This is a genomic window from Streptococcus oricebi (genome assembly GCF_017883985.1).
In the GTDB taxonomy this organism is placed as follows: domain Bacteria; phylum Bacillota; class Bacilli; order Lactobacillales; family Streptococcaceae; genus Streptococcus; species Streptococcus oricebi.
This window is the reverse complement of sequence record NZ_PRDG01000002.1, coordinates 184,012-209,268: the sequence shown is the minus strand read 5'-3', so window position 1 is coordinate 209,268 and position 25,257 is coordinate 184,012. Positions and strand designations below refer to the sequence as shown.

Genomic DNA, 25,257 nt, shown 5'->3' with positions numbered 1-25,257 from the left:
TTTTTCATGCTTATTTATCTTCTTACTTTTAACGCAGACCTAGCTGGGCTAGTTTATTCTTATAGGCCTCAAAGTCGACCAAGAGTCCTTGTCCACCGTACATATCAAAATCATCAACCCAGTCGCCATATTCGGGAACGGTTACCCGTTCAATCCCGTTTTTAGCGCTGGTAATGGTTGAGAGACCGTTGGTTAAAAGGAAGGTATAGGGAATGTTGGTCGAGGTCAGGCCAAAGACCTTACCCAGGGCTTCCGATCCGGTAAAGAGCTTGGTTGGATCCTTGACCTGCTGCAAGACAGCAGTCATGACCTCTTGCTGGCGCCGAGTCCGACCAAAGTCTCCCTCATCGTCCTTCCGGAAGCGGGCATAGTTGAGGAGGGTCCGGCCATCCATACGTTGCTGGCCAACCTTGATGGTTTGGTTGGGCACTACCCCGTCCTTCATATTGAGGTCATCAGGAACTTCTACCTCACTGACCGGCTCGCCATCAATGGTTGAGAATTTGGCATCCATGGCGACCCCGTTTGGAAAGAGGGTATCAATGGCTGTCGCAAAGGTTGAGAAGTCGACCATAGCATAGTATTTGATGTCAATATCAAAATTATCCTTGAGCATTTCGCGGACCAACTCTGCCCCCTGCTGCTTATTCTGCTCCCCGATGGTATAGGCAGAATTAAGCTTTTGGTCATAATAGGTATTGTAGCTATCTTCCTGGCTGACACCGTCAATATGGACTAGGGTATCCCGCATAAAGCTGACCATTTTAATCTTCTTATCCTTATTGCCGACATTGACCACCATAATGGTATCGGTCCTAGTTTCATCGGAAGTCTGACCAATCCGGCCATCCGTTCCCAAGATTAAAATATTAACCCCGTCCTTGGTATCTTGTCCATTGAAGGTCTCGACCTGGGCTGGTTTGGCATTGGGATTACTTGTGACCGAAAGCAGACCCTTGAGGAACATAAAGAGCATGCCCCCTAAGACTAGGAGTAAAAAGAGGCCGACCCATTTGAGGATTCGTTTGAGATTCCACTTCTTTTTTTTGCGCGGTCCTTGAGGTTTAGCGCCAAGCGGCTCCTGCTCCTTTTTAAGCGAGGTCTTGCGCCTAGCCTGACTCCTAGACTGGCGCTCAGGATACTTGGGAAGGCCCTCGTCTGTCAGTCCTGGCTGCTTTTTCAGCTGCTCCTTAGGGCTGGCTGGCCTAGCTGTTCTCGAAGAGCTAGTTGGGCCAATCTTGCCTTCTTTTTTTCTTAGTAGATAGTCGTATTCTTGTTTTTCACGATCATTTAGGTAATGATAATTTTTGTAAAGATAGTCAAGGCGTAGTTCCTCATGATGACTAAGGTTACCTGAATTTTTTGTCATATTTCCCCCAATATCTATGAAATGAGATAGACATCATATTGGCCGAGTACCTTATAGGAAATGCCGATGGTCTCTAGCTCCGCAAAGGCATACTGGACCAGCTCGGCTTGGCTATTATTGATGTCAATAATGAAAAAATATTCGCCCAAGGCCGTTTTTAAAGGCCGGCTTTCGATTTTCGTCAGGTCAATCCCCCGCCAGGCAAAGGTTGATAGGGCCTTATAGAGGGCCCCAGGTAGATTATTGGGCAGGGTCAAGGCCAGGGTAATCTTCCTCTCCTCCAAGGACAAGTCAAACGGTCTCTGTTCATGTCCCAATATCCAAAAGCGGGTGAAATTTTCAGCCATCTCCTGGATATCCTGGGCAATAACCTCTAGGCCATACTCCTCGGCTGCCGAATGGGGCGCAATGGCCGCATAAGGCTCCTCGGCATGCTCTGCTACAAAGCGGGCCGCATAGGCCGTACTGGCGGTAATTTCTAACTTGGCCTGGGGATAATGTTCCTCGATGTACTTCTTTCCCTGGGCCAGGGCTTGTGGGTGAGAAAAGACCCGTTCAATCTTTTTTTTAGGGCTAGTCGCCAGCAGTTGCTGCTTAATGGGCTGAACGATTTCAGCAATCGATTGAATTTCGGCCTGGTGAAAGAGATAGTCCAAGGTCTCATGGACACTCCCTTCAATCGAATTTTCCACTGGGACTACTGCATAGTCCACCTGGCCTGCCTCATAGGCCTTGATAACCTCAGTAATATTAGGGCAGGCCTTGAGCTCTCCTTGCGGAAAAGCCTTTTGGGCCACCTGGTGGGAAAAAGAGCCCTTGGGCCCTAAAAATGCTACAAACATTGAATCATCTCCGCTATTTCTTGAGGACTCTTATCAAGTACCTCAATAGTATGGGTTGCCACAGCCTCATAGAGGGCCTGGCGTTCCTCAAAAATCTTTTGAAATTCCTGCCGACTATGGTTTAAAAAGAGGGGACGTTTGGCTTCTTGATCTGCCTGCAAACGTTGATAGAGCCGGTCAAAGTCCAGCTTTAGAAAAATATTGCAGTCATTTTGGGCCAATAGTTGTCGGTTATAAGGAGCAAGAACAACCCCACCCCCTGTCGAAATGACTGGCACTTGTTGCTCCAGCAAATCCTGCAAGAGCTGGCTTTCGAGCCTGCGAAAGGCGGTCTCTCCCTCTTGAGCGAAAAAATCCTGTATGGGCTGGCCAATCTGCTCAGTCAGTAGGGCGTCCATGTCAGAAAAGTCAGGGTCTAACAGGTGCCCCAAGGTGGTCTTTCCGGCTCCCATAAAGCCTAACAGCACTTTAGTCATGCTTATTTAACCCTTCTAAATCTGTAAAGAAGCTAGGGTAGCTCGTGTTGATAGCCTCTGCCCGTTCTAAGTCCACCTCTCCCTCCTTGACCAAGAGGGCAGCAATGGCTGTCATCATACCGATTCGGTGGTCACCAAAGGTATTGACCCGAGCCCCATGCAGGGGAGTCTTGCCCTCGATAATCATTCCGTCAGCTGTAGGAGTAATCTTAGCTCCCATGGCATTTAGGGCGTCGGCCACCACCTGAATCCGGTCGGTTTCCTTGACCTTGAGTTCTTCTGCATCAGCAATTACCGTTTCGCCACTTGCCTGCGTAGCTAAGAGAGCAATAATCGGTAGCTCATCAATCAGGCGGGGAATAATTTCCCCCTTGATAAGAGTTCCCTTGAGCTCAGATGTCTCCACAGTGATACGGGCTGACTTGGCTACGGGGTCAATCTGGTCTAGGCTGATTTTGCCCCCCATGGCCTTAATCACATCTAAAATCCCTGTCCTGGTCTCGTTAATACCGACATTTTCTAGGACAATCTTAGAATGAGGGACAATCAAGCCAGCTACCAACCAAAAGGCTGCGCTGGAAATATCCCCTGGCACTCTTACCTCTTGGGCCTGGAAGGTCTGGCCTCCGCGAATCCGAATTTCCTTGCCAGAGACAGAAATCTGACCACCAAACTGCTGAATCATATCTTCTGTATGGTTGCGGGTCAGTTCCTTTTCTAAGATGACCGACTCTCCCTCTGTCTGCAAGGCCGCAAAAATCAGGGCTGACTTGACCTGGGCCGAGGCTACCGGTAGTTGGTAGTGAATGGGCTCTAGCTTTTTCTTCCCCCGCAATTTCAAAGGAGGAAGGTCTCGCTCGGTTTGTCCAGCTATCTCTGCCCCCATCTGTCTGAGGGGAATCGTCACCCTATCCATGGGCCGCTTGGATAGACTGTCATCACCGAACATCTCCACTGCAAAGTCCTGACCGGCCAAAAGGCCTGAAATTAAGCGAATCGACGTTCCTGAATTACCCATATCAAGAGGATTTTTAGGTGCCTTAAGACCAGAAAAGCCCCGGCCCTCAATCCTTACCACCTGACCGTCATCCTGAATATCCACACCTAGGTCCCGAAAGACCTGCATGGTAGAGAGGACATCTTCCCCCCGTAAAATATCATAAACCCTTGTTTCACCCTCAGCCAAACTTCCAAAAATAATGGAGCGATGACTGATTGACTTATCACCTGGAACCTTAAGGCGACCTTGAAGGCCCCTACTATTTGTCTGTAATTTCATGGAAAACCTCATCAATCGTATTGCTACTATTTTACCATAAAAATACATTTCCTGCTTAAAAGAAATGGAAGAGGGGATTATGACTATTCTTATGGTTGATTGGCTATGAAAATACTTCAACTCCTTGACATTATATATATATATATATAATAGAAGTATAAAAGTTTTAGGAGGCTTATTATGAAAAAGCTAAAAATTATTGCCCTTTTCTTATCTATCTTGTCTATCTTTATAATGAGTGCTTGCACCAATTATAAGACAGATAATTCAACTTCAACAAGTTCCCAATCTCAAAATGAGAAAAAGGAACAAAAAACATGGACTTATAGAGGAGTTAAATTCTCTGTTCCTGAGGATTGGGAGCATAAAGAATCCGATGACAAAGATACTAACTGGTTTTATCCTAGTTATGGAATGTTACAAATTCAAGCCAAAGAATTTGATGGAAACTTTGAAAGTGCTTTTGTAAGGCAGATCTTTAAAACGGGGCTAGAGTCGCATGAACGTATAATTACACGCATTTCAAACGAAAAAGAGACATCTATAAATGGTAAAACTTTCTTTATTTATGACTTTACTTATAAAGATGATAAAGATGCTAAAATGACTGGTAAAATGTTCGTCTTCACCCATAATCATCATTTATTTTCTTTTATGCTAGGAGCATATGATGACACAAACAAAGATTATTTGGAAGATTTTGAAACCTTATTTGATTCGATAACGCTTGAAAAAGCTGAAACAAACACTTCCTCCTCATCTTGGGAAAGTTCATCAGAAAGTAAAACAAAAAAAGAAAAAGCAAGTCCTTGGAATAAGGATACTATGACTTTGACTACCAGTGAAGGTATTTTAAAAATTGATAGAATTGAGAGAGCGAGCGATTATGAAGGTAAACCAACTATAAAGGTTTATTTCACTTTAACTAACAAATCCTCAAGAGAACAGTATGCTCAATTATTATACCTAAAAATGGTTAATGTTAAACAACTATCTGAAAATACATCAAATGATTTACAATATGCTATTTCATCATTTGATGACCAAGAAGATAACCACCTTCAAGACAATATCTTACCCAACGGAACAATATCTGGAGTTTATTCTTACAATTTAGAAGATGAGACGCATCCTGTAGTCTTTCAATTTGAAGAAAATTATAGTGCGGTTGCTCTATATACATATGATTTGCAATAGTCTATCGAATATTTTAGACTCCTCATATTCCGGTATTCTATTCAACTCTAAAAATCAAAGAAGTAGGCCACAGCCTACTTCTTTTAAATTCATCTAAATATTTTTTAATCCTAATTCAACAACTCATGCACAGGGTCAAAGATAATGCGCTCGATGTCCGACAAATAAATAGAAAGCTGTTGCTGCTTGGCAAAGAAGTCGGATAATACCGCATTGGCTTGGATTTTTTCACCGAAAGCCTGCATTTTTTCCTGCAATTCTGGCGTTGGCATTTGTCCTGTCTGGGCCATGACTTGTAGCTCACCTTGAAAGGCTAGGTAGTCGTCCAAGATTTGCTTGGCCTCACTATCTGCATCCACCGCTTTCTTGCTTTCAGCGACTGCTTGGTATTCTGGTAGCTCACGCAAACCACGCGCCAATTCATTGGCTAAATCATAAACATTTGACATCGTTTCCTCCTCAGTCTAAAAAGACTTGATATTTTGTATTTTCTCTTACTATTTTAGCAGATTTTTCTAAATCTTCACGGTTTTTAAAGGTAATTTGTAAAATTCCGTTGATGTCTTCCCGATTTTCCTCGTTGATTCGGATATTGACAATCGAAGTTCCTCTTAGTAACTCCAAAATTCCCAGGATAGCATCTTCTTCATCGGGAACATTGATAAAGATGTCGTAGAAACTATCCACACCAGCCCTTTTATGGATTTCCATGGCCTTGCGCAATTCCCGTCCATGATTGAAAAATTGCCAAATGGCCTCTTCATCTCCTCTTTGCAAAAGCTGGGCAACCTGGTCCAGGCGATTTTTAAAATCTTCCATCCGCTCAAGAATGGCTGCGCGATTGGTCAAGAGAATACTGGTCCACATGCCGGGCTCACTCTCGGCAATCCTGGTCATATCCCGAAAACCACCGGCTGCAAAATGCTGGGTCATGGGATGATCCTTACGATAGTGGCCGGCCTGCTCCATCAGGCTGGAAGCGAGGATATGAGGAAAATGACTAATCTGGCTAGTAACCAGGTCATGCTCGCCGGCCTCAAGCTCAATAAAGCGGGCCTTGAGACCTACTAGGACCTCCTTCATCTCCTCAATGGTTCCCGGCTGGGTCAAACTTGAAGGGCTAAAGATATAATAGGCATTTTCAAACAGGGTCACATCGGCTGCGATGGCACCCGATTTATGGCTCCCTGCCATGGGATGACCTCCCACAAAGCGGACTGGCCTATCCTGCAAGCAAGCCTCGGCCTCAGCTACAATCTGAGCCTTGGTCGAGCCCGCATCAGTAATCAAAACCTTATCCTTGAGCTCCAGCTGGGACAGGACCTCTAAAAAGTCCAGGGTCTGCTGGATGGGCAGGGCCAAAATGATGACATCAGCCAAGGGGGCAAAGGCCGCAAAATCGTCTGTCACAGCATGAACCATGCCCTCTTTAAGGGCGATGTCTCTGGACTCTTGACTCCGATTATAGGCCAGAATCTCATAGTCTGGCTGGCCCCTTTTAATAGCTAGGGCTAGGGAGGAACCAATCAAGCCTAGACCAGCAATATAAATGACTTTTTTGGGCATAATCCCTCCTTACTTGGGCTCCACAATAAAAGCTAGGACAATCGAAATGAGGATGATAAGGAGGACCAGGGCTGTAAAGCCCATATAGGTCTGGTCCTTAGTCTTAAAAAAGATAAAAAAGGTAGACAGAACACGAAAAATCGGGGTTAAAATCAGGATAAAAAGTCCCAGTAGCATCAGAGAAAGCCCGTCAAAAAGACCATGGCTGGTCAGATAAAGCAAGGGATTAAAAGCATCCAGGTCTTCCAGCTTAAGGGGAGCTTGATTACCCAAGAAAAAGATGGACAAGCCCACTAGCATCAAGACCAGGCTAAGGATAATCCCATTGCGCAGGATTTTTCCCATGACTAGCTCCAGTTGGTCCTTTTCTTCTTCCAAGAATTTATCTGTCATCGCATACCTCGCATAAACATCTGTAGGCCAGTCACCAGGAGAACCAGTAAGAAAATCCAGCGTAAAAGCTTGACTGGTAGATGGGGCATCAAGCGACTTCCTAGTAGGGAGCCTGCAAGCACCCCTAGGGCAATAGGAGTGACTAGAACCGGGTTAATCTGACCGATAAATAGGTAGAAAATAGCTGAGGCTGTGGCTGTAACTCCCATCATAAAGTTAGAGGTGGCCGAGCTAGCCTTGAGGGGCATTTTCATAACCGTATCTAAGGCCAAGACCTTAAAGGCACCAGCTCCAATTCCAAGCAGGGCCGACACGACCCCAGCAAAAAACATGACTGTCGAACCAGCTGCCACACGATCCACCTGATAGTCGACCTTCTGCCCCAGACCCTTATCATAGTAGGAAGCTGCTAGCTTGAGCTTTTGAGCCCAGGGGTCGGCCTTATGGTTGATGTCTGTCTCGGCTTTGGAGCGAATCTTCTGATACATATTAAAGGCCTGAAAAAGCATGAGGGCCCCATAGAGTAAAAAGAGAATCTGGGCATTGGTCACAACCGATAGCATGGCTCCTACAAAGGCGCCCAGGGTCGTGAAAATCTCTAGAAACATGGCTATCCGTAAATTGAGCATGTCGTCCTTGAGATAGGCCAAGGCAGAGCCCGAGCTAGTAGCCAGAACAGCGATAATCGAAGCCCCGACCGCATACTTAATGTCAACTCCAAAGGCCAGGGTCAGGACTGGTGTAATGACAATCCCGCCTCCCAGGCCCAAAAGCGAACCCAAGAGGCCCGCAAAAAGGCCGACCAGAAGCATGGTTAAGATATAGGTCCCCATCTAAAAGTCCTTTGTATAAGCCCGGTGGGCTTCCACCGCTGCCTTTAATTCCTCTAGATTATCAGAAGAAAACTTGTCTAAGATTTCGGTAGCCAGCACTGTAGCCACCACGCTCTCCATGACCACTCCTGCTGCTGGCAGGGCCGTAGGATCACTGCGTTCCACAGTCGCCTTATAGGGCTCATGACTCTCAATATCCACACTCATCAAGGGTTTGTAAAGGGTCGGAATCGGCTTCATTACGCCCCGAACGATAATCGGTTCACCGTTGGTCATCCCGCCCTCAAAGCCACCGAGATTATTGGTGCGACGGGTAAAGCCAGCCTCCTTGGACCAGAGAATCTCATCCATTACCTGGCTACCCTTGAGCGAGCCAACCTTGAAGCCCAGGCCAAATTCTACTCCCTTAAAAGCATTGATGGAGACGACCCCTTGGGCCAACTTAGCATCCAATTTTCTATCCCACTGGACAAAGGAGCCTAGACCGACAGGAACACCCCCGACAATGGTTTCAATCACCCCACCGATGGTGTCTCCATCCTTTTTAATCTGATCAATATAGGCCTTGATTTCTTCTTCCTGGTCGGGATTAACAATGGCTACTTGAGATTTTCTAGCTGCTTCCTTGATTTGAGCAATGCTAAGTCCGTCCTTAATCTCAATATCAATTCCCCCAAAGCGGACGATGTGGCTGGCCACTTCAAGACCGAGTTCTTCCAAGAGACGCTTGGCCACTGCTCCGACAGCCACCCGCATGGTTGTTTCCCGCGCGCTAGAACGCTCCAAGGAATTGCGCAGATCAGAAAAGCGGTATTTAATCCCGCCAACCAAGTCAGCATGACCAGGTCGAGGCTTGGTAATCTTACGCAGATTTTTCTTCTTTTCCTCAACGTCAGCCACATTCATGATTTCCAGCCATTTTTGATGGTCAAGATTGGTGACATTGAGGGTAATAGGTCCCCCCATGGTCAGACCATGACGGACACCCGAGGTAATCTCGACCTGATCGCTTTCAATCTTCATTCTGGCACCACGACCATAGCCACCTTGACGCCTTTTTAATTCGGCATTGATGTAGTCAGCTGTAAGAGGGAGTCCAGCTGGAACTCCCTCGATAATAGCGGTCAAGCGGGGGCCGTGCGACTCACCTGCTGTTAAATATCTCATTTTATCTCTCCAAATATTCTTTCATTTCTGTTAGGGGAAGTTGATGGATTTTGACTGAACCGATTTCAGGCACCAAAACTAGCTTGATGCTATTTCCCCGCGCCTTCTTATCATGGACTAGGGCCTGATAAAGGGCCTGGCTGTCCCAGGAATCATAGCTGACAGGGAGCTGAAATTTCTGACACATACGGACAATCTGGTCGGTCAGACCAGAACGGACCAAGCCCTTCTTTTCGGCAATCCGAGACACCTGGACCATACCTAGGGCTACTGCCTCTCCGTGCATGACCTGGCCATAACCAACTGAAGCCTCAATCGCATGGCCGATGGTATGACCGAAGTTTAGGTAGAGACGAACACCATTATCCAGCTCGTCTTCAACCACAAGTTTGCGCTTGACTTCACAGGAACGATAAATCAACTCTTCTGCCCGATCCAAGATGGACTCTGGGCTACCATCCATCTCCTCTAGCTCCTTCCAGAGTAAGACATCATCAATCAGACCATACTTGACGACCTCACCCATACCCTCGATAAGTTCTCGCTTGCCTAGAGTCGAAAGGACCTGCGGGTCAATCAAGACCCCATCTGGCTGGGCGAAGGTTCCAACCATGTTTTTAGCCCAAGGGGTATTGACCCCGGTCTTACCTCCAATGGAGGAGTCCACCTGGGCAGTTAGGCTGGTTGGAATCTGGACAAAGTGAAGGCCCCGCATATAGGTTGAAGCGACAAAACCGGCCAAATCACCGACCACACCGCCACCTAGGGCCAAAATGCCGTCACTTCTGGTTAGGCCGACCTTGACCAAAAATTCATAGACCTTATTGACAACCTTGAGGTTCTTACTGGCCTCTCCTTCTAAAAAGTCAAAAACATAGGTTTCAAAGCCTGCATCCTCCAAGCTCAACTTGACCTTTTCAGCATAAAGACTGGCTACATGGTTATCTGTGATAATCACGACCTTCTGGGGCTGCCATAGGCCAGCCAACCACTGACCAGCCTGGGCTAATGAATCCTTTTTAATGATAATATCATAGGGATGGTGGGGTAGATTTACAGTTAACTTCATAGGGGCTAGTCCCTCTCATTTCTCTTGATATTTTTTGCTTAATTCCTGCCAGATAAGTTGGGTCGGCATGGCTTGTCCCGTCCAGAGCTCAAAAGCACTGGCCGCCTGATAGAGCAGCATGCCCAGACCATTGACTGTTTTTAAACCTTGGGCCTTGGCCAGGCTCAAAAAGGGTGTTTCAAAGGGTTGGTAAATCACATCTGCCACTAGGAGTCCTTTGGGTAAGATTAAGTCGGAAGGAATGGGAAGGCTCCGGCCATCCATTCCTAGACTGGTCGCATTGACCAATAGCTGGGCTGAGGCTAATTCATCCTCTAGGTCTGCCCTATTCTCTATCGACTTTAGATGGATAGGAACTCCAGTTTCTTCTGCTATGGCGGTATATCTAGCTGCCATTCTCTCTAGAGAAGCTGACCGGCCAAAGACAGTGATGGCTCCGGCCCCATCTAAGGCTGCCTGGGCAATGATGGCGGTCGCTGCTCCTCCTGTTCCCAAAATCAGCATCTTCTGCTGCTGGATGGAAAAGTCAGCCAGGCTCCTAAAGAAGCCCCGACCGTCAGTGTTATGGCCAAGCAAGAGTCCGTCACGATTGATGACCGTATTGACCGCCCCAATCATGCGGGCTTCCGGACTGAGTTCATCTAAAAAAGGGATGACCGCCTGTTTATAGGGCATGGATAGATTGATTCCATACATATCATAGCGGCGAATATTGGCCACCGTCTGGGCCAGGTCTTGCTTCTCAATCTCCCAGGCCAGATAAACACCATTTATCCCCAGCCTCTCAAAGGCTAGATTATGGATAAAGGGGGAAATGCTGTGCTTGATTGGTTGAGCCACGACAGCCGCCAGACGAGTATGACCATCAATCCTCATCACTTAGAATCTCCTGAATTTTTTTCATATTGCTGAGGGACAGTTGGCCCGGAGCACTGGCCTCATCGAGGCTGGCAAAGGTCCAGCTAGAGCCAGTCAAGTCACCAACCAGGCGCGAATAGCGGCCCAGAGAGCCCATCGATACCGTCACATACTCTTGCTGGGGATTGAGGGTCTTAAAGCCTAGAGTGTAGTTCATCAAGTCCAGCACATCCTGCTCATTTTGAGCCAAAACGGAAACCTTGACCACCTTAGGTGTCAGACTGGTCAATTCGGATAGAATCTCCATCAAATCCTCTGGGGTCTCCTCAAAATTATGGTAGCTCAAAATCAGATTGGAAAATTCCAACATCTGCTCAAAGACCTGCTTATGAGAAAAATATTCAAAATCGATATAATCAGGCTGGTAGAGACTAGCAATTTCCTTGATGGTGCTGACATACTCTTCATCTGTCAACTGGATATGCCCCCCCTCCTTGCGAGAGCGAAGCGTAAAAATCAATTCCCACCCAGCAAACTTTTCAAAGATGGCCGGTGCAACGGTTAAAATATCTTCCTTGGCTAAATAGTCGGCCCTCCATTCAATCAAGTCCGCCTCTGCATAACGACTGGCGTCAATCTGCTGGACTTCTTCTAAACTTTTGGGCATGACAGGAACTACTAATCTCATTGGTTTACCTTAATTGTAAATACTTTTAAGTAATTACTACTTTCGTCTTTTTTATTGTAAGTGAAATCTGCTGGCAAGCCCCATTCCACAAGGAAATGATACTTGACTCCTGCAAATCCCTTATCGAGTTCTTTTTTAAACTTCTGGCGGGAGAGATTGGCGGCATTGGTACTAGCCACAATCAAGCCCCCTTCCGCTAAAATATCTAAAGCTTGGGCAATGAGCCGGTGGTAATCTTTGGCGACCGAAAAGGTCTCTTTCTTATTGCGAGCGAAGCTCGGAGGGTCCAGAATGATCAAATCATAAACCAGACCATGACGTTTGGCATACTTAAAGTAGGCAAAGACATCCATAACCACAAATTGATGATGATCAAGGCTGAGCCCATTTTCTAGAAAATGAGCCTGGGATAGGTCCCGACTACGCTTGGCCAAATCAACCGAAGTCGTCTCAAGGGCTCCCCCCATGGCTGCTGCCACAGAAAAGGCCGCCGTATAAGAAAACATATTGAGGACTCTTTTGCCAGTTGCCAGACCCTGACTTAGACTGGCCCGCACATCATGCTGGTCTAGAAAAATTCCAGTCATCAAACCGTCATTTAAAAAGACCGAATAGCGGATGCCATTTTCTAAAATCGTAAAAGATTCAGGGGCCGCTTGGCCGTATAAGTGGGCCGATTCATAAGCAGGCCCCTTAAAACGAATCTTTTCATAAGCTCCCAAAACTTCTGGGAAAACTGCACGAAAAGCTTGACTAATCTTTTCCCTTTGCTCAAAGACAAAGAGATTGTACCAGGAAAAGAGGGCATAGTCACCATAAAGATCCACGCTGAAACCTGCAAAGCCATCTCCCTCCTGATTAAAGAGGCGGTAGGCTGTTGTTCCCGCATCATCTCGGTAGGACTGGCGCTTGGCCTTGGCCTGCTCAAAGAGGGCCCTAAAAAAGGCTACATCCAAATCCAAGGCCTGCTTGGCAAAGACCCAGCCCACCCCCTTGTTTTGGGGAGACAGATAGGCCCGAGCCAGAAACTGACCCCTTTGGTCCATTAAATCAACCAGCTGATGGTCCAAGTCTAGGTGGGGAAAGTCCTTTTTTTCCAAAAGGAGCTGGCCCTTTTTAATCTTTTTTTCGGTGGCCAAACTGACCCTAAGCTTTTTCATAGTTCATATTATATCAAATATTTAGAATTATCTCAAAAAAATGACGACCCACTTCTTAATTTACCTATTCAATTAAAAATGTGATATACTTAGGAGAGAAAATTTTAGGAAATAAGACAAGGAAGTAGTTCTGTGAAAAAAATCGCTCGGAATTTACTCAATTTTATGAGTACAAGACTAGGGTTTGTCTTGACCTTACTAGTGGTCTACTGGCTAAAAACCATGTGGGCCTATGCCATTGATTTTAATTTAGACATTCAAGGTTTATACCAAGTATTTTTAGCCTTTATCAACCCCCTTCCCCTGGGCCTCCTTTTGATTGGACTCGCCCTTTACTTCAAACGTAGCAAGCTCTTTTATAGCGTCGCCATCCTCATCTATTTGCTCCTTTTTATCTGGCTGATTTCAAACGCCATTTACTATCGGGAGTTCAGTGACTTTGTGACGGTCAATACCATGCTAGCCTCCAGCAGTGTTTCAGCTGGCTTGGGCGAAGCCGCCCTAGAGCTCTTTCGTCCCTGGGATATCATCTACTTAATTGATATTCCCATCCTGGTTTACCTCTTTTATAAGAAGCAAATCCGTTTCGACCAAAGACCCTTCAACAAGCGGGCTAGCTTTGCCATTACTGCCCTATCAACCATGCTCTTTACGGCCAACCTCTTTCTAGCAGAAATTGACCGGCCCCAGCTCCTGACCCGCGGTTTCTCCAACTACTATGTTGTCCGAGCTTTGGGTCTTCCTGCCTTTTTAGGTTATAGCGGTAACCAAACCTACCAGGCCAATAAAGAACGCTCCAAGGCTTCAGCCGAGGATTTGAAACCTGTCGAAGACTATGTTAAGAGCCACTATGCAGCCCCTGACAAAAACTACTTTGGTATCGCCAAGGGCCGCAATGTCATCTACCTACATCTAGAGAGCTTCCAGCAGTTCCTGATTGACTATAAGCTCAAGGCCCAGGACAAGGAATATGAAGTGACCCCCTTTCTCAACTCACTCTACCATTCCAACTCGACCCTGGCCTTCTCCAATATCTTCAACCAGGTCAAGGCCGGTAAGACCTCTGATGCCGAAACCATGTTAGAAACCGGGCTTTTCGGGCTCAACCAAGGTTCCTTTATGGTCAACTACGGGGGAACCAATACCCAACAGGCGGCTCCCTTCATCCTCTCCAAGCAAGGTTATACCTCTGCGGTTTTCCATGGAAATGCAGGTAGCTTCTGGAATCGGAATACCACCTATAAACAATGGGGCTACAACTATTTCTTCGATCAGTCCTACTTCTCTAAACTAACCAGTCAAAACTCCTTCCAATATGGACTCAATGACAAGATTATGTTTAAGGACTCCATCAAGTATCTGGAACACTTGCAGCAGCCCTTCTATGCCAAGTACATCACCGTTTCCAACCACTATCCTTATACAACCAGCCTGATTGGAGATGAGATTGGTTTCCCTCAGGCGACTACCAAGGATGAAACCATCAACGGCTACTTCGCCACTGCCAATTACCTAGACTCTGCTGTCAAGTCCTTCTTTGACTATCTCAAGGCAGCCGGACTCTATGAAAATTCGATTATCGTGCTCTATGGGGACCATTATGGTATCTCTAACTCCCGCAATCCGGCTCTAGCCCCTTTACTAGGTAAGGATTCAGAGACCTGGTCAAGCTATGACAATGCCATGCTCCAGCGGGTGCCTTATATGGTAGTCGTCCCTGGCATGAACTCTGGTAAAATCATCGATACCTTTGGCGGACAAATCGATATTCTTCCAACCTTGGAACACCTCCTAGGTATCGACTCTAGCAAGTACCTCCAGGTCGGGCAAGACCTCCTTTCAGCCCAACACCAGCAGATTGTAACCTTCCGCTCAACCAATAATTTTGTGACACCCAAATATACTAGTTACAGCGGACGAATCTACAATACCCAGACTGGAGCTGAAATTACCAATCCTGATCCAACGACCCAAAAGGAACTCGAAGATGCCAGAAACGCAGCTAATAATCAGCTCAAAATGAGCGATACTGTCCAGACCGGCGATTTAATCCGCTTCTACCAGGGCAACGATTTGGGCAAGGTCAATTCCAAAGACTACTCCTACACCCATTCGCTCAAGGCCGAAGAAAAAATCGAAAAACAAAAAGGAGACCAGTCAACTAGCCTCTATAGCAAACGAGGAAATGTCTCAACCGCAGACCTCTTTGACTCTCCAAGCTACCGCGCCCTTCACCCCGAACAGTTTGAAACGACCAGTTCCCAAGAAGGCCAAGCAGACAGTAGCTCATCGAGCTCTTCAAGCTCCAGTCAAGAAAAGGCTGGCCCTTGATAGACTAAGTCCAATACAGAAGAACCAGAAGTTACAGTCCCCAGACTTGGCCTCAAAAAGCCAAGCTAGCAGGGTAGACCCGTTAACTGCTGGTTTTTCTTTTAACTTTCTTTCCTCTTTCTAACCATAACTTCAAGCCCGCCTTAGTAAAAAATCGGCTAATTTGAAATTTTTTCAAATTAAGGCTTGACATGGAACGCGTTCCAGCTGTTATTCTATTGATAGAAAAGAAGAAAGAGGTCATTTTGATGAAGATTAAACGTGTATTTTTAGATATGGACGGTACCCTACTAAATAGCCAGGGCCAGGTAAGCAAGAGAAATGCTAGACTGATTCGTCGGGCTAATTTACCAGTCACCCTGATTTCCGCTCGGGCTCCTATGGAAATGAGCCAAGCCATTGATACATTAGACTTGACGGATTTACAGGTCGGCTTTAATGGCGGACTAATCTATCGCCTAGAAAAAGGAAGAGTCCAACCCATCTACAGCCAGGTAATGGCCCAAAAGGATGTCCAATACCTGCTCAACTACATTCGCCAGCATTTCCCCCAGGTAAGCCTATCTTATTATGACCTAAATAACTGGTATTGTGATAAAATAGATGAAGGTATTCGTTACGAACACAGCTTGACCGGGCAAGGACCCACCTTTATCCAAGACGAAGCCCGCTTTCTCAAGGCTCCTATCAATATTTTTAAAATCATGATGATTTCCTTTGACCAAGAAGAAATTCAAGCCCTAGAAAGAACCTTGAGACAATTAGGAATGGCTAGCGTCAGCATTCAACGCTCCGGCAAGGCCTACCTCGAGATTACTCACATCAAGGCCAAAAAATCCGCTGGGCTGACCTATATCTTTGAAAAAGAAAAACTAAGTAAGGAAAACACTGCAGCCTTTGGTGACGGTCATAACGATCTTCCCATGTTAAATCGTGTAGCCTATCCAATCGTCATGAACAATGCCCTAGCTGAGATTAAAAAGGTAGCCTATCGGGTGACCAAGTCCAACGATGAGGACGGAGTCGGCTACGGTATCCAGAAATACCTCGTCAAAATCTAAGCTCTAGAAAGAAAGGAGGACCGCTCATGGCCAGTATCCGAGAAATTGCCAAACGGGCAGGAGTCGCTGTCGCCACAGTGTCTCGGGTCATCAATCATCATCCTCATGTAGCGGACGAGACCAGAAGCAAGGTCCAGGCAGTCATCGATAAACTGGGCTATGTACCCAACCAGATTGCAAGAGACCTCAGTCTTGGAAAAACCTATAAGATTGGTGTGGTCATTCCTCATACCCGCCACCCCTACTTTAACCACCTCATCGAGGGCCTCTTAGATGCAGCCAAGGATAGCGACTATCAACTAGTCTTTATGCCTTCTAATTATAGCGAGGAGCTTGAAAAAAGCTATCTGGGACAGCTCAGACGGCGGGCGATTGATGGTCTCATCTTTACCTCTCATGCCTTGAGCCTAGAGCAAATCGCTCACTATCACGACTACGGCCAAATCGTGATGACTGAGCCCCTGAATAAGGAAAGTCCCCTATCTAGCGCCTATATCGAACGCCTATCTGCCTATACCTCCCTATTTCAATCTTTTAAGAGCCAGGGATATGGGGAAGTCGTCCTCCTCTTTTCACGGAATAGTCCTATCTCTGCAACCTATCAAGAAGGCATCGCAGCCTACCAAGCTGTCTATGACAAGCAAGTTCCCAGAACTTTTGGAAAAATTGATAACTATCAAGACGGATACAGGCTAGCTCAAGAGCTTATCAAGACTTCCCAGACCCAGCTTATCTTGGCCACCAGCGATGATGTAGCTGCCGGTATCCAGCAAGCTTATTTGGACCAGAAGGCTCCCTTACCCAGCCTAATCGGTCAAGAAAATATGTTGACTAGCCAACTCTTGAAAATCCCCACCATTGACCACAAGGGCTATCAATTAGGAAAAATCCTTTTTGAGACCGCCCTATCCCAAGAGCGCCAAGAAACCAAACTAAGCTCCGAAATCATCTGGCGCTAAATTAAAAGAGCCGGCCCCAAGGGCTGGCCTTTTCATACCCCAGTCGCTCCAGTAGAAAGTCTCTTGTCAATAAGGATAAATTTTCTTTTAGTTTAAGCCCACTTTTTGGCTTGAGGAACAAGCTAGTTTGAGAGCCTACTCCTACCAATTCTGGACCCTAGATAAACCAAACTCATTGACAAAAAAGGGCTTTCATGCTATATTGGGAATAGGGATGATTATTTGTAATTAGAGGTCCCAAACTTCTAATTGCAAAATTAAAATATAAGGGGAGAATTATGGAAAAGTTTAAAGTTTTTGTCCTAGTCCTTCTGGGAGTAGCTATTTTGATTGCGGGTTTACCTGTCTTGGTGAAAAGTTCCCATATTCAAAAATATGAAAAAAGAGTTGAGAAAAAAATCCAACTCCTTAAGACTAACAAATACTTAGATATAAAACATAAGAGCTGAGAAATTCTCAGCTCTTATTTTCTTGTGGGGTTGGGGCCACCCCTTGGGATAGAAGTCATTATTCCCTCCCTTTATCACATTCTAATATTTTACAGTTTACCCTTTTTCCTGCTCTTTAGCAAGAAAAAACGGGACTGGAACAGAACTCATTCCTAAAAAGGAATCGTTCTTAGTCCCAATCTCGTTCTTGGCATATTTTATTTTACAATTTCAAAGACGCTGGCAGTTAGGTCTTCTACATAGAAGGGACGCTTGGTCCGGCTATTGCCGGCAATCAAGCGGAGCTTGTCTGCTTCTTCTAGATAGTAGGGAAGGCCTGACGCATTGAAAATGACTAGGTAGTCCCTTTCGTCTCTGATTTCAAAGATAACTAGGCCGCTATTGGTTTGGGCCGAGCGTACATAGACATGCTGGTAGATTTCTTCATAGGTCGGGTAGGAAAATTCCTTCCTACTGGTCTTGAGCTGGATGATTTGCCGGATAAAGTCCTTGCTGGCCTGGTTGGGTCCCAAGAGGTCCCAGTCGACCTGGTTGACTGCATCCGGTGCATTATAGCTGTTCATGGCCCGTGTCTTGTCTGCTTCTGTAAGCTGACCTTCTGGTCCAGTTGCTACTAGCTTGGTCCGCAGAAATTCTTGGCCGAGCTCGATAAAGGCCAGTCCTTGCATGAGGATATTCATGGCTGTTGCTAGCTCAACTCGCTTGGTCCTAGTGACTAGATCGTCATAGGGATGAAGCTCAGCTAGAAGGTCATGCAGGTTGTAGTTATCATGAGCTTCGACATAGTTGACCACCTGATTAGGCATCAGATAACTACCTAGCTCGCCGCTACCTAGAATGGCCTTGGCAATAATATTCTCGGTTCCCTGGCCACTGACAAAGCCTGCTTTGAGGCCACCAAAAACCTCGGCCCCCTTAATGGCATCCCGCTGATTATCATTGAAAAAGCCGATATCTAGCAGCTGGTAGGCATTGTCTTTTTTAGCCTTGTCTTGGGGCAAGAGACCACTACCCATATCCCAACCCTCGCCATAGGTCAGAATACGGGGATCAATCTTATCTAGCTGGTCGCGAATCATCTGCATGGTTTCAACATCGTGAATGCCCATCAAGTCAAAGCGGAAACCATCGACATTGTACTCCTCTACCCAGTAAAGGAGGGAGTCAATCATATACTTGCGGAACATCTCATGTTCGCTAGCTGTCTCACTACCAACACCGGTCCCATTTTGAAAGGAACCATCCAGATTCATCCGGTAATAATAGTCGGGAACAGTAGCCTGGAAAGGAGAATCGAAAGTCGAATAACTGTGATTATAGACAACATCTAAAATCACTCCAATCCCAGCATCGTGGTAGGCTTGAACCAGGGTTTTAAAGTCTCTGACTACTTGGCCTGGATCATCAACTTGACTGGAAAAGCTACTTTCGACCACATTATAATTTTGTGGATCATAGCCCCAGTTATAGGTGACCTGGCCATTCTCATCATAGTCCTTATGGCGATCAGCGACGGGCTGGAGCTGGATGTAGTTGACTCCTAGTTCCTTGATGTAGTCAAAGGTTGTCGCCTGACCAGCCTTATTTTTCGTCCCTTTTTGACAGGCCCCAAGAATGGTCCCTCTCAGTTGAGGATCAACTCCAGAAGTCTCGGATTGGCTAAAGTCACGCAGATGCATTTCATAAATAACCGCCTGGCAAGGGTTGTCCAAGCGCCAGGGAGCATCTGTTCCATGCTTGACCTGAAAACCGTCTAGCTCTCTGTCTTTAGGACTTAGAATGACTGAGCGTTTCCCATCGGCTGTAGCCGCATCACTATAAGGATCGCGACTGATGACCTCCTCATAGTCAAAGGTGAGACGATACTGGTAAGCCCGACCCTTTAAATCTTCCTGGACGGTCTTAGACCAGACTCCGATAGTATTATTTTTATGATAATAAGAGAAAATTTGTCCCCGCTCCAAGGGATAAACCTTCCAGATAGGGGCATTTTTGCTGCTATCCTTGTAGAGCAAGAGTTCTACCTTACTGGCTGTTGGAGCCCATAGTTTAAAGCTGGTCTCCTTTTCTTGATAGCGGTAGCCCAGCCAGTCCTGGTAGGCCCAATGGCGATCAAAATCCCGATAATGGAGGGCCATATCAAAGGCATGAGGATTGCGATGATAGTAAGCATGACTGGTCATAGCGGCCTGCTTGGAATAATAGACCTGGTCATCTCCTTCAATCAACCAAACCTCTGTTACCAGGTGGGCTGGCAATAAACGAATGGTATAGTCTACCGATTGGCTGGACCAGTCGGTCTTTTTCACAATCAAATGAACATAGTCCAAGGGGTGCTCACTCTGATAGGACAGGGTCCCACTCCGACCAAAATAGTCAAATTGGGCGAATTGGACTTCTCGCCCCAATTCGTCCTTCTGCCACTGCCACATATCATAGGGTTGATAATCCCCGGCATGATTGTGATAGTGGACTAAGACGCGATAGTTTAACATGTCATTTCTCCGCCTCCTTTATTTGTTTCCACTAGCCTGACCGTACTCCAAGGAAAGAGCGTCAGTGCTAATCTCCTCAACATTGGCAAAAAATTCCAGGTGATGGTGAAGCACTTCCAGTTCGACCGGAGTATCTCCCCCATACTCACCGTCCAAGTTGAGCATAAAAGGTGCCTTCTTATCTAAAATTTCTAGTTTTATTTTGCTGGTTTTTAAGTATTCAACATTGACATCTGTCACATGCTGGCCGCCCTTAAGGGCCTGAATCAAAAGACCTAGCATATCAAAAAGCTTGGCTGTCTTGACCAGGATAAGGGTAAATTTACCATCATCTAACTTAGCATCAGGGGCCAGCTTTTCAAAGCCGCCAATCGAGTTGGTTAAGGCCACAAAGACCAGGGAGACCCGACCTTCAAAGACTCCATGGTCATGGCTGACCCGAACCTTACGAAACTGTGAGCGGGGAAGCATTTCTGCCCCCTTGGCCACATAGGCAAAGTAGCCCAGCCGGGTCTTGACCTCACTGGGAACACTATAGGTCAACTCTGTCAAGGTCCCTGCCGCTGCAATATTGATAAAATACTTATGACCGTAGGCCCGACCAATATCCATGCGAATCCGTTGATCCTTAGCAATAATCTTGGCCGCTTCAATGGGATTGCCCATGGGAATTTTTAGGGCCCGAGCATAATCATTGGTGGTGCCGACTGGGATAAAGGCCAACTTGGGTCTAACCTCCAGGGGGGCAATGCCGTTGACCACCTCATTGATGGTCCCGTCTCCCCCTGCAGCAATGACTAAGTCAAAACCAGCCTGAGCGGCCCTGGCTGCCTCATTTCTAGCAGAAAAAGGCTCTGGGGTCGTTTGATAGGCAGAGGTTTCATAGCCGACATCTTCTAAGACATCCAGCACCTCAGCAATATTTTTCTTCATAATTTCCTGACCAGAGGTCGGGTTATAAATGAGCCTTGCTCTCTTTCTTACTTCCTTCATTGTCAATCCTTACAGGCTCTCCAGCCAAGCTTCGTCTCGAATCTCTAGTCCCAACTCTTGGGCCTTGCTTAATTTACTTCCGGCATCGGCCCCAGCGATAACGATATCTGTCTTTTTGGAAACACTGGAGGCGACATTGGCCCCTAGACTTTGGAGTTTTTCCTTGGCCTGGGCCCGGGTTAAATTCTCTAATTTTCCTGTTAAAACAAGGGTCTTGCCAGATAGGAGGGCATCTTCAGCCACCTTTTCACCCAGATAGGCTAGATTGACTCCTGCTTCCACTAGTTCAGCCAGCAAAATCTTTGAACCTTCCTGACTAAAGTAGGTCGCTAAACTCTCCGCAATCACTAGCCCCAAGCTGTCAATGGCTGCAATCTCTTCCGGCTTGGCCTGGGCTAACTTCTCTATATCGTGAAATTTTTCCAGCAAAATCCGACTGGCCTTGCTACCTACATGGCGAATCCCTAGACCAAAGAGGAGCCGCTCAGCCGAATTTTCCTTGGAGGCCTGAATGGCCTGATAGAGCTTGCTGGCAGACTTTTCCTTGAAGCCCTCTAATTGCAGGAGGTCGTCTGGGGTCAAGCGATAAATGCCAGCCACATCCTTGACCAAATTTTGGGCAAAGAGCTTTTCAACCACTGCTGGGCCTAGACCCGTAATATTCATAGCATCGCGACTGGCAAAATGAGTCAGCCCCTCCTTGATTTGAGCTGGACACAAGGGATTGATACAGCGAAGAGCTACCTCATCTTCAAAATGTATGAGCTCCTCTTGACAGCTAGGACAGGTCTTGGGAATGCTTAGCTTTTCCTGGGAAACTCGTTTACTTTCAACTACTCGCAAGACAGCAGGAATAATATCACCGGCCTTGTAAACAATCACCGTATCCTGCATGCGAATATCCTTTTCTGCGATATAGTCCACATTATGCAGAGTGGCCCGACTGACCCTTGTGCCAGCTAATTGGACAGGTGTCAAGTTGGCTGTCGGTGTCACCACTCCTGTCCGACCAACCGTCCAGTCAACGGATAAGAGTTGGGCTTCTTTTTCCTCAGCAGGAAACTTGTAGGCAATCGCCCACTTAGGAGCCTTTACGGTAAAGCCCAGCTCCTCTTGAATGGCCAAGTCATTAACCTTAATCACAATCCCGTCAATATCATAAGGGAGCTGGGGACGCAGAGCCTCAATCTCTTGGATAAAGTCCCAAACCTGGTCCATAGACTGGGCTAGGATATAGCGGTCATTGACCTGAAAACCTAGACTAGTCAAATGCTCTAAGACCCCTTCTTGACTTTCCTCGCTAGAAGGACTGGCCACCTGGTAGAGGAAGGTGGCTAAATTACGCTGGGCCACCACTCCAGTATCTAGCTGCCGCAAGGTCCCTGCCGCAGCATTGCGCGGATTGGCAAACTCTGCCTCTCCTTGCTCCTGGCGATAGCGATTGACAGCCTCAAAAGAGGAACGAGGCATATAGCACTCTCCTCTGACAGTCAGGTTGCTTGTTTCTGCTAGGGTCAGGGGAATGTCCTTGACCCGCTTGAGATTTTCTGTAATATTTTCACCGACTGAACCATCTCCTCGAGTGGCTCCGGCCACCAAGACCCCATTTTCATAGGTCAAAGAAATGGACAAACCATCAATCTTTAATTCACACAAGTAGGAAAGGTGAGGAAAATCCTTGCGGACGCGCCGATCAAAGTCCTCCAGCTCTTGACGTGAAAAAGCATCCTGCAAACTATAGAGCGGATACTGGTGTTGGTATTTTTCAAAACCTTCTAAAACCTTTCCCCCAACACGATGGGTCGGGCTGTCTGGTAAAATATCTTGCGGATAAGTAGCCTCTAGTTGAACGAGTTCTCGATAAAGCTGATCGTAGTCACTATCTGATACACTTGGAGCATCACTAGTATAGTATTCATAGGCGTAGCGATTGAGCAAAGCCACCAATTCGGACATTCTATCTTTCATAATATTATTGTATCATAAAAACTAAAAATCTTCTGCTTTTCTCTCTTCATTTAAGGAAAAAAAGCTGAGAAAATCCCAGCTTCATTTTGCTTCTATTTTTAATAAAAATTAAATCAGAACAAGACCTCCCAACCCTACTGGACCGGACTCTTATCCCTTACAAACTTCATTCTTTGAGTAGTTTAAGCTGCCTTGCAATTCGCTCCATCAGGAAACCACCAACCATTAGCGAAGCAAATTCACCCAGACCTGTCGTGAACCAGGTCAAAAGAAAAGGAAGCTTGCTTATGATATGCAATTCTAAAGCAATCGTAAACATGGATAGGGAAAAGAAAATCGCAAAGTAAAAGAAGGCCTTGTTAATCAGTCCATTAAAGAGATAGTCCTTCATATACCGTCTAAAGAGGAAGACTCCCAAAGATAGAAAGACCAAGGTCGAAGCCCCACCCACAAAAACATCTATCAGGCCAAAACTAAAAAAGTTGGCCAGCATACAACCCAAAGTCACCCCGATGATGTACTTGGGCCGATAAAAAGCCGTAAAATTCATCATCTCGGACACCCGAAACTGGTAGGCCCCAAAACTAAGAGCATTCAGGGGAGGGGTCAAGGTTAAAACCACATAAATCGCTGCTACAAGAGCAATCTGGGTCAAATCACGAACAGTAAAATTTTTCATTTTTTCTCCTTTAGCGGTCCTACCGCTTGTAATATGCTTGACGAAAGAAGCAAAGCGCCAAGGGCTAATTAAGATACAAAGGGCGTTAAGAAATCCGTATAAAAATAGGGAGCGCGACGCTGCTTCGATGAAGCAAGGCAAGCGAGTCTTTTTTACTAGGATTTTAGCCCGTGTTCAATTAACAAGATACAAAGCCCGTTAAGAAAGTCTCAGCAAAAATAGGAGATGGGACGAAGGAACTCCAGTTCCTAGGAGCATCTATCTTTTTTGCCAGACTTTTAGGGCGTGTTCGATTATTAAGATACAAAGGGCGTTCGCAGTCGCAATCAGTATCGGGAGGTAAACTCCTCGCTACTGAACGAAAATTCCTATGAGAATTTTCTATGCGCTGCATTAGCTCGAATTTCAAAAATTATCGTTTTGAAATTCTCACGTCAAAAAGCGACTAGAATTTTAGGAAACTTGACGAAGGTTCCCTAGAACCTAGGAAAGTTTATCTAAATTCCGAGCTTTTAGCCCGTGTTCAATTACAAGATACAAAGCCCTTTCACTGCCCTCTTATCTTGAACCTTAAATCTTAATTAGCTTTTTCAGTATAGCACAAAAAATCTAAAAAGTGGTAATATTGATGTTATAGTAATTTAAAGAGGAGTAGCAAGCAAGAGAAAAAACCTCTACGGGGCTTCTGGGGCGTTCTAGTGTAGGTAGCGAAAAAACACGCCTTAGCGTGCTTTATATATTTCTTTTCTATGTCCTACCTCTAGGGCTAAGATAAGCAGTTCTTCGTCTCGTATATCGCAAATTAAGCGATAACTACCGATACGGTAGCGCCATTCATTACTTCTGTCCCCAGTCAGACCTTTTCCATGTTGTCTAGGATTGTCAGTGTTTGCTATGTTTTTTTCAATCCAGGCAATAATAAGCCGTTGAATGCTCTTGTCTAGCTTTTTTATTTGCTTTTGCGCTCGCTTAGAAAGTTCTAGCTTATACATATCAAAGCCCTAGCTCTTTCTTAAAGTCATCAAAAGAAACGGTTTGAGGGTCTGCCTCATGCTCTGCTAGTGCCTCATGATATAGTTTTAAGTCTAGTTCGTTTTCTATCTGTTCAGCTAAAGCAGTCTTGAAAAGTTCTGATAAGGTCTTACCTGTTAGCCCGGCATAGCCCCTAAAAAATTCTTCTTCTTGTTGATTAAGCCTTAATGATATTGTAGCCATGTTTTTATACCTCACTTTCTATTCACCCTTTATGTACTACATTGTAGCACAATCGAAGTTGAAAAGTCAATACCTTGCTATAACCTAACCAAAATCTAGCCGTATTCTTGCCCTACTCCCTATAAGCACCTATAAAAGCATTTCTAGCGCCCTAGAGACCCTTAAAAGATACCTAAAGGCTTTTGCTCTCCCCCCTCTTTGATTTCCATG

Annotated in this window: 23 protein-coding genes, 2 pseudogenes and 1 riboswitch; of the genes and pseudogenes, 5 read left to right on the top strand and 20 right to left on the bottom strand. The window is 45.9% G+C overall.

Annotated features, from left to right (window positions below; translation table 11 throughout):
- Nucleotides 1–28 precede the first annotated feature (28 nt).
- The 5 genes and pseudogenes from C4K46_RS03665 to aroA form a co-directional block, all read right to left on the bottom strand.
- A pseudogene (locus C4K46_RS03665) lies at nt 29–1,042 on the bottom strand (LCP family protein); the annotation flags it as partial.
- A 191-nt stretch (nt 1,043–1,233) separates the two neighbouring features.
- Nucleotides 1,234–1,369, bottom strand: a pseudogene (locus C4K46_RS10710) (LCP family protein); the annotation flags it as partial.
- 14 nt (nt 1,370–1,383) lie between these two features.
- On the bottom strand, nt 1,384–2,211 hold the full coding sequence (pheA, locus tag C4K46_RS03660) for a prephenate dehydratase (RefSeq protein WP_209627525.1): 828 nt from the start codon (nt 2,209–2,211) through the stop codon (nt 1,384–1,386).
- On the bottom strand, nt 2,202–2,687 hold the full coding sequence (locus C4K46_RS03655; protein WP_209627523.1) for a shikimate kinase: 486 nt from the start codon (nt 2,685–2,687) through the stop codon (nt 2,202–2,204). Before C4K46_RS03655 ends, pheA begins: the two co-directional genes overlap by 10 nt.
- Nucleotides 2,680–3,966, bottom strand: a complete 1,287-nt coding sequence (gene aroA / locus C4K46_RS03650) for a 3-phosphoshikimate 1-carboxyvinyltransferase (RefSeq protein WP_209627521.1) — start codon at nt 3,964–3,966, stop codon at nt 2,680–2,682. Before aroA ends, C4K46_RS03655 begins: the two co-directional genes overlap by 8 nt.
- A 180-nt stretch (nt 3,967–4,146) precedes the next feature.
- On the opposite strand from aroA, the gene C4K46_RS03645 reads away from it, so the two are divergent.
- A complete protein-coding gene (locus tag C4K46_RS03645) occupies nt 4,147–5,163 on the top strand; it encodes a DUF5067 domain-containing protein (RefSeq protein ID WP_209627519.1) in 1,017 nt (338 codons plus the stop codon).
- A gap of 110 nt (nt 5,164–5,273) precedes the next feature.
- Here the strand turns inward: C4K46_RS03645 and C4K46_RS03640 are convergent, their stop codons facing one another.
- Genes C4K46_RS03640 through C4K46_RS03600 form a run of 9 tightly spaced genes read right to left on the bottom strand, consistent with a single transcriptional unit; the run spans nt 5,274 to nt 12,897 of the window.
- Nucleotides 5,274–5,612, bottom strand: coding sequence for a YlbF/YmcA family competence regulator (locus C4K46_RS03640; RefSeq protein ID WP_209627517.1), 339 nt, complete (start codon nt 5,610–5,612; stop codon nt 5,274–5,276).
- Between the two features lie 10 nt (nt 5,613–5,622).
- Entirely contained in the window at nt 5,623–6,729 is a 1,107-nt protein-coding gene (locus C4K46_RS03635; RefSeq protein WP_209627515.1) for a prephenate dehydrogenase, read from the bottom strand.
- A 9-nt stretch (nt 6,730–6,738) separates the two neighbouring features.
- The gene (locus tag C4K46_RS03630; RefSeq protein WP_209627513.1) at nt 6,739–7,122 is read right to left on the bottom strand and encodes a DUF1634 domain-containing protein; all 384 of its coding nucleotides are present in this window, start codon (nt 7,120–7,122) and stop codon (nt 6,739–6,741) included.
- On the bottom strand, nt 7,119–7,955 hold the full coding sequence (locus C4K46_RS03625; RefSeq protein ID WP_209627511.1) for a sulfite exporter TauE/SafE family protein: 837 nt from the start codon (nt 7,953–7,955) through the stop codon (nt 7,119–7,121). Before C4K46_RS03625 ends, C4K46_RS03630 begins: the two co-directional genes overlap by 4 nt.
- Entirely contained in the window at nt 7,956–9,122 is a 1,167-nt protein-coding gene (aroC, locus tag C4K46_RS03620; RefSeq protein ID WP_209627509.1) for a chorismate synthase, read from the bottom strand.
- 1 nt (nt 9,123) lies between these two features.
- Entirely contained in the window at nt 9,124–10,191 is a 1,068-nt protein-coding gene (aroB, locus tag C4K46_RS03615; protein ID WP_209627507.1) for a 3-dehydroquinate synthase, read from the bottom strand.
- 15 nt (nt 10,192–10,206) lie between these two features.
- On the bottom strand, nt 10,207–11,067 hold the full coding sequence (locus tag C4K46_RS03610; protein ID WP_209627782.1) for a shikimate dehydrogenase: 861 nt from the start codon (nt 11,065–11,067) through the stop codon (nt 10,207–10,209).
- Nucleotides 11,057–11,737 carry a type I 3-dehydroquinate dehydratase gene (gene aroD / locus C4K46_RS03605; RefSeq protein ID WP_209627505.1) on the bottom strand — a complete coding sequence of 227 codons (681 nt, stop codon included), beginning with the start codon at nt 11,735–11,737 and terminating at the stop codon, nt 11,057–11,059. Before aroD ends, C4K46_RS03610 begins: the two co-directional genes overlap by 11 nt.
- Nucleotides 11,734–12,897 (bottom strand): class I SAM-dependent rRNA methyltransferase, encoded by a 1,164-nt coding sequence (locus C4K46_RS03600; protein WP_209627503.1) that lies wholly within the window; start codon nt 12,895–12,897, stop codon nt 11,734–11,736. The genes aroD and C4K46_RS03600 overlap by 4 nt, the downstream gene beginning before the upstream one ends.
- A 132-nt stretch (nt 12,898–13,029) precedes the next feature.
- Here C4K46_RS03600 and C4K46_RS03595 point away from each other — a divergent pair, with 132 nt between their 5' ends.
- The 4 genes from C4K46_RS03595 to C4K46_RS03580 all read left to right on the top strand — a co-directional run bounded on the left by C4K46_RS03595 (nt 13,030) and on the right by C4K46_RS03580 (nt 17,697).
- Complete coding sequence (locus tag C4K46_RS03595) at nt 13,030–15,228, top strand: LTA synthase family protein (RefSeq protein WP_209627502.1); 2,199 nt, start codon at nt 13,030–13,032, stop codon at nt 15,226–15,228.
- 248 nt (nt 15,229–15,476) lie between these two features.
- Nucleotides 15,477–16,289 (top strand): HAD family hydrolase, encoded by an 813-nt coding sequence (locus C4K46_RS03590; RefSeq protein ID WP_209627500.1) that lies wholly within the window; start codon nt 15,477–15,479, stop codon nt 16,287–16,289.
- Between the two features lie 26 nt (nt 16,290–16,315).
- A complete protein-coding gene (locus C4K46_RS03585; RefSeq protein WP_209627498.1) occupies nt 16,316–17,248 on the top strand; it encodes a LacI family DNA-binding transcriptional regulator in 933 nt (310 codons plus the stop codon).
- A 278-nt stretch (nt 17,249–17,526) separates the two neighbouring features.
- On the top strand, nt 17,527–17,697 hold the full coding sequence (locus C4K46_RS03580; protein WP_209627496.1) for a hypothetical protein: 171 nt from the start codon (nt 17,527–17,529) through the stop codon (nt 17,695–17,697).
- Between the two features lie 197 nt (nt 17,698–17,894).
- Here the strand turns inward: C4K46_RS03580 and pulA are convergent, their stop codons facing one another.
- From pulA to relB, 6 genes are all read right to left on the bottom strand, one after another.
- Nucleotides 17,895–20,192: a type I pullulanase gene (pulA, locus tag C4K46_RS03575; RefSeq protein ID WP_209627495.1), complete on the bottom strand. Its 2,298-nt coding sequence runs from the start codon at nt 20,190–20,192 to the stop codon at nt 17,895–17,897.
- A gap of 18 nt (nt 20,193–20,210) precedes the next feature.
- Entirely contained in the window at nt 20,211–21,185 is a 975-nt protein-coding gene (locus C4K46_RS03570) for a diacylglycerol kinase family lipid kinase (RefSeq protein ID WP_209627493.1), read from the bottom strand.
- 9 nt (nt 21,186–21,194) lie between these two features.
- Complete coding sequence (gene ligA, locus C4K46_RS03565; RefSeq protein ID WP_209627491.1) at nt 21,195–23,153, bottom strand: NAD-dependent DNA ligase LigA; 1,959 nt, start codon at nt 23,151–23,153, stop codon at nt 21,195–21,197.
- Between the two features lie 166 nt (nt 23,154–23,319).
- Entirely contained in the window at nt 23,320–23,832 is a 513-nt protein-coding gene (locus C4K46_RS03560; RefSeq protein WP_209627489.1) for a QueT transporter family protein, read from the bottom strand.
- Nucleotides 23,830–23,933, bottom strand: a riboswitch (PreQ1 riboswitch). It overlaps the preceding gene by 3 nt.
- A gap of 621 nt (nt 23,934–24,554) precedes the next feature.
- Nucleotides 24,555–24,824: a type II toxin-antitoxin system RelE family toxin gene (locus C4K46_RS03555; RefSeq protein ID WP_209627487.1), complete on the bottom strand. Its 270-nt coding sequence runs from the start codon at nt 24,822–24,824 to the stop codon at nt 24,555–24,557.
- Nucleotide 24,825: 1 nt separating this feature from the next.
- A complete protein-coding gene (gene relB, locus C4K46_RS03550) occupies nt 24,826–25,047 on the bottom strand; it encodes a type II toxin-antitoxin system RelB family antitoxin (RefSeq protein ID WP_209627485.1) in 222 nt (73 codons plus the stop codon).
- Nucleotides 25,048–25,257 lie beyond the last annotated feature (210 nt).

What these genes read in the sequence shown, in the direction of transcription:
- C4K46_RS03585 (WP_209627498.1), top strand. Translation starts at nt 16,316, where the DNA reads ATGGCCAGTATCCGAGAAATTGCCAAACGGGCAGGAGTCGCTGTCGCC.
- C4K46_RS03560 (WP_209627489.1), bottom strand. Translation starts at nt 23,832, where the DNA reads ATGAAAAATTTTACTGTTCGTGATTTGACCCAGATTGCTCTTGTAGCA.
- C4K46_RS03635 (WP_209627515.1), bottom strand. Translation starts at nt 6,729, where the DNA reads ATGCCCAAAAAAGTCATTTATATTGCTGGTCTAGGCTTGATTGGTTCC.
- C4K46_RS03570 (WP_209627493.1), bottom strand. Translation starts at nt 21,185, where the DNA reads ATGAAGGAAGTAAGAAAGAGAGCAAGGCTCATTTATAACCCGACCTCT.
- C4K46_RS03580 (WP_209627496.1), top strand. Translation starts at nt 17,527, where the DNA reads ATGGAAAAGTTTAAAGTTTTTGTCCTAGTCCTTCTGGGAGTAGCTATT.
- ligA (WP_209627491.1), bottom strand. Translation starts at nt 23,153, where the DNA reads ATGAAAGATAGAATGTCCGAATTGGTGGCTTTGCTCAATCGCTACGCC.
- C4K46_RS03590 (WP_209627500.1), top strand. Translation starts at nt 15,477, where the DNA reads ATGAAGATTAAACGTGTATTTTTAGATATGGACGGTACCCTACTAAAT.
- C4K46_RS03610 (WP_209627782.1), bottom strand. Translation starts at nt 11,067, where the DNA reads ATGAGGATTGATGGTCATACTCGTCTGGCGGCTGTCGTGGCTCAACCA.
- pheA (WP_209627525.1), bottom strand. Translation starts at nt 2,211, where the DNA reads ATGTTTGTAGCATTTTTAGGGCCCAAGGGCTCTTTTTCCCACCAGGTG.
- C4K46_RS03600 (WP_209627503.1), bottom strand. Translation starts at nt 12,897, where the DNA reads ATGAAAAAGCTTAGGGTCAGTTTGGCCACCGAAAAAAAGATTAAAAAG.
- C4K46_RS03645 (WP_209627519.1), top strand. Translation starts at nt 4,147, where the DNA reads ATGAAAAAGCTAAAAATTATTGCCCTTTTCTTATCTATCTTGTCTATC.
- aroA (WP_209627521.1), bottom strand. Translation starts at nt 3,966, where the DNA reads ATGAAATTACAGACAAATAGTAGGGGCCTTCAAGGTCGCCTTAAGGTT.
- aroB (WP_209627507.1), bottom strand. Translation starts at nt 10,191, where the DNA reads ATGAAGTTAACTGTAAATCTACCCCACCATCCCTATGATATTATCATT.
- C4K46_RS03655 (WP_209627523.1), bottom strand. Translation starts at nt 2,687, where the DNA reads ATGACTAAAGTGCTGTTAGGCTTTATGGGAGCCGGAAAGACCACCTTG.
- relB (WP_209627485.1), bottom strand. Translation starts at nt 25,047, where the DNA reads ATGGCTACAATATCATTAAGGCTTAATCAACAAGAAGAAGAATTTTTT.
- aroC (WP_209627509.1), bottom strand. Translation starts at nt 9,122, where the DNA reads ATGAGATATTTAACAGCAGGTGAGTCGCACGGCCCCCGCTTGACCGCT.
- pulA (WP_209627495.1), bottom strand. Translation starts at nt 20,192, where the DNA reads ATGTTAAACTATCGCGTCTTAGTCCACTATCACAATCATGCCGGGGAT.
- C4K46_RS03640 (WP_209627517.1), bottom strand. Translation starts at nt 5,612, where the DNA reads ATGTCAAATGTTTATGATTTAGCCAATGAATTGGCGCGTGGTTTGCGT.
- C4K46_RS03630 (WP_209627513.1), bottom strand. Translation starts at nt 7,122, where the DNA reads ATGACAGATAAATTCTTGGAAGAAGAAAAGGACCAACTGGAGCTAGTC.
- C4K46_RS03555 (WP_209627487.1), bottom strand. Translation starts at nt 24,824, where the DNA reads ATGTATAAGCTAGAACTTTCTAAGCGAGCGCAAAAGCAAATAAAAAAG.
- C4K46_RS03625 (WP_209627511.1), bottom strand. Translation starts at nt 7,955, where the DNA reads ATGGGGACCTATATCTTAACCATGCTTCTGGTCGGCCTTTTTGCGGGC.
- aroD (WP_209627505.1), bottom strand. Translation starts at nt 11,737, where the DNA reads ATGAGATTAGTAGTTCCTGTCATGCCCAAAAGTTTAGAAGAAGTCCAG.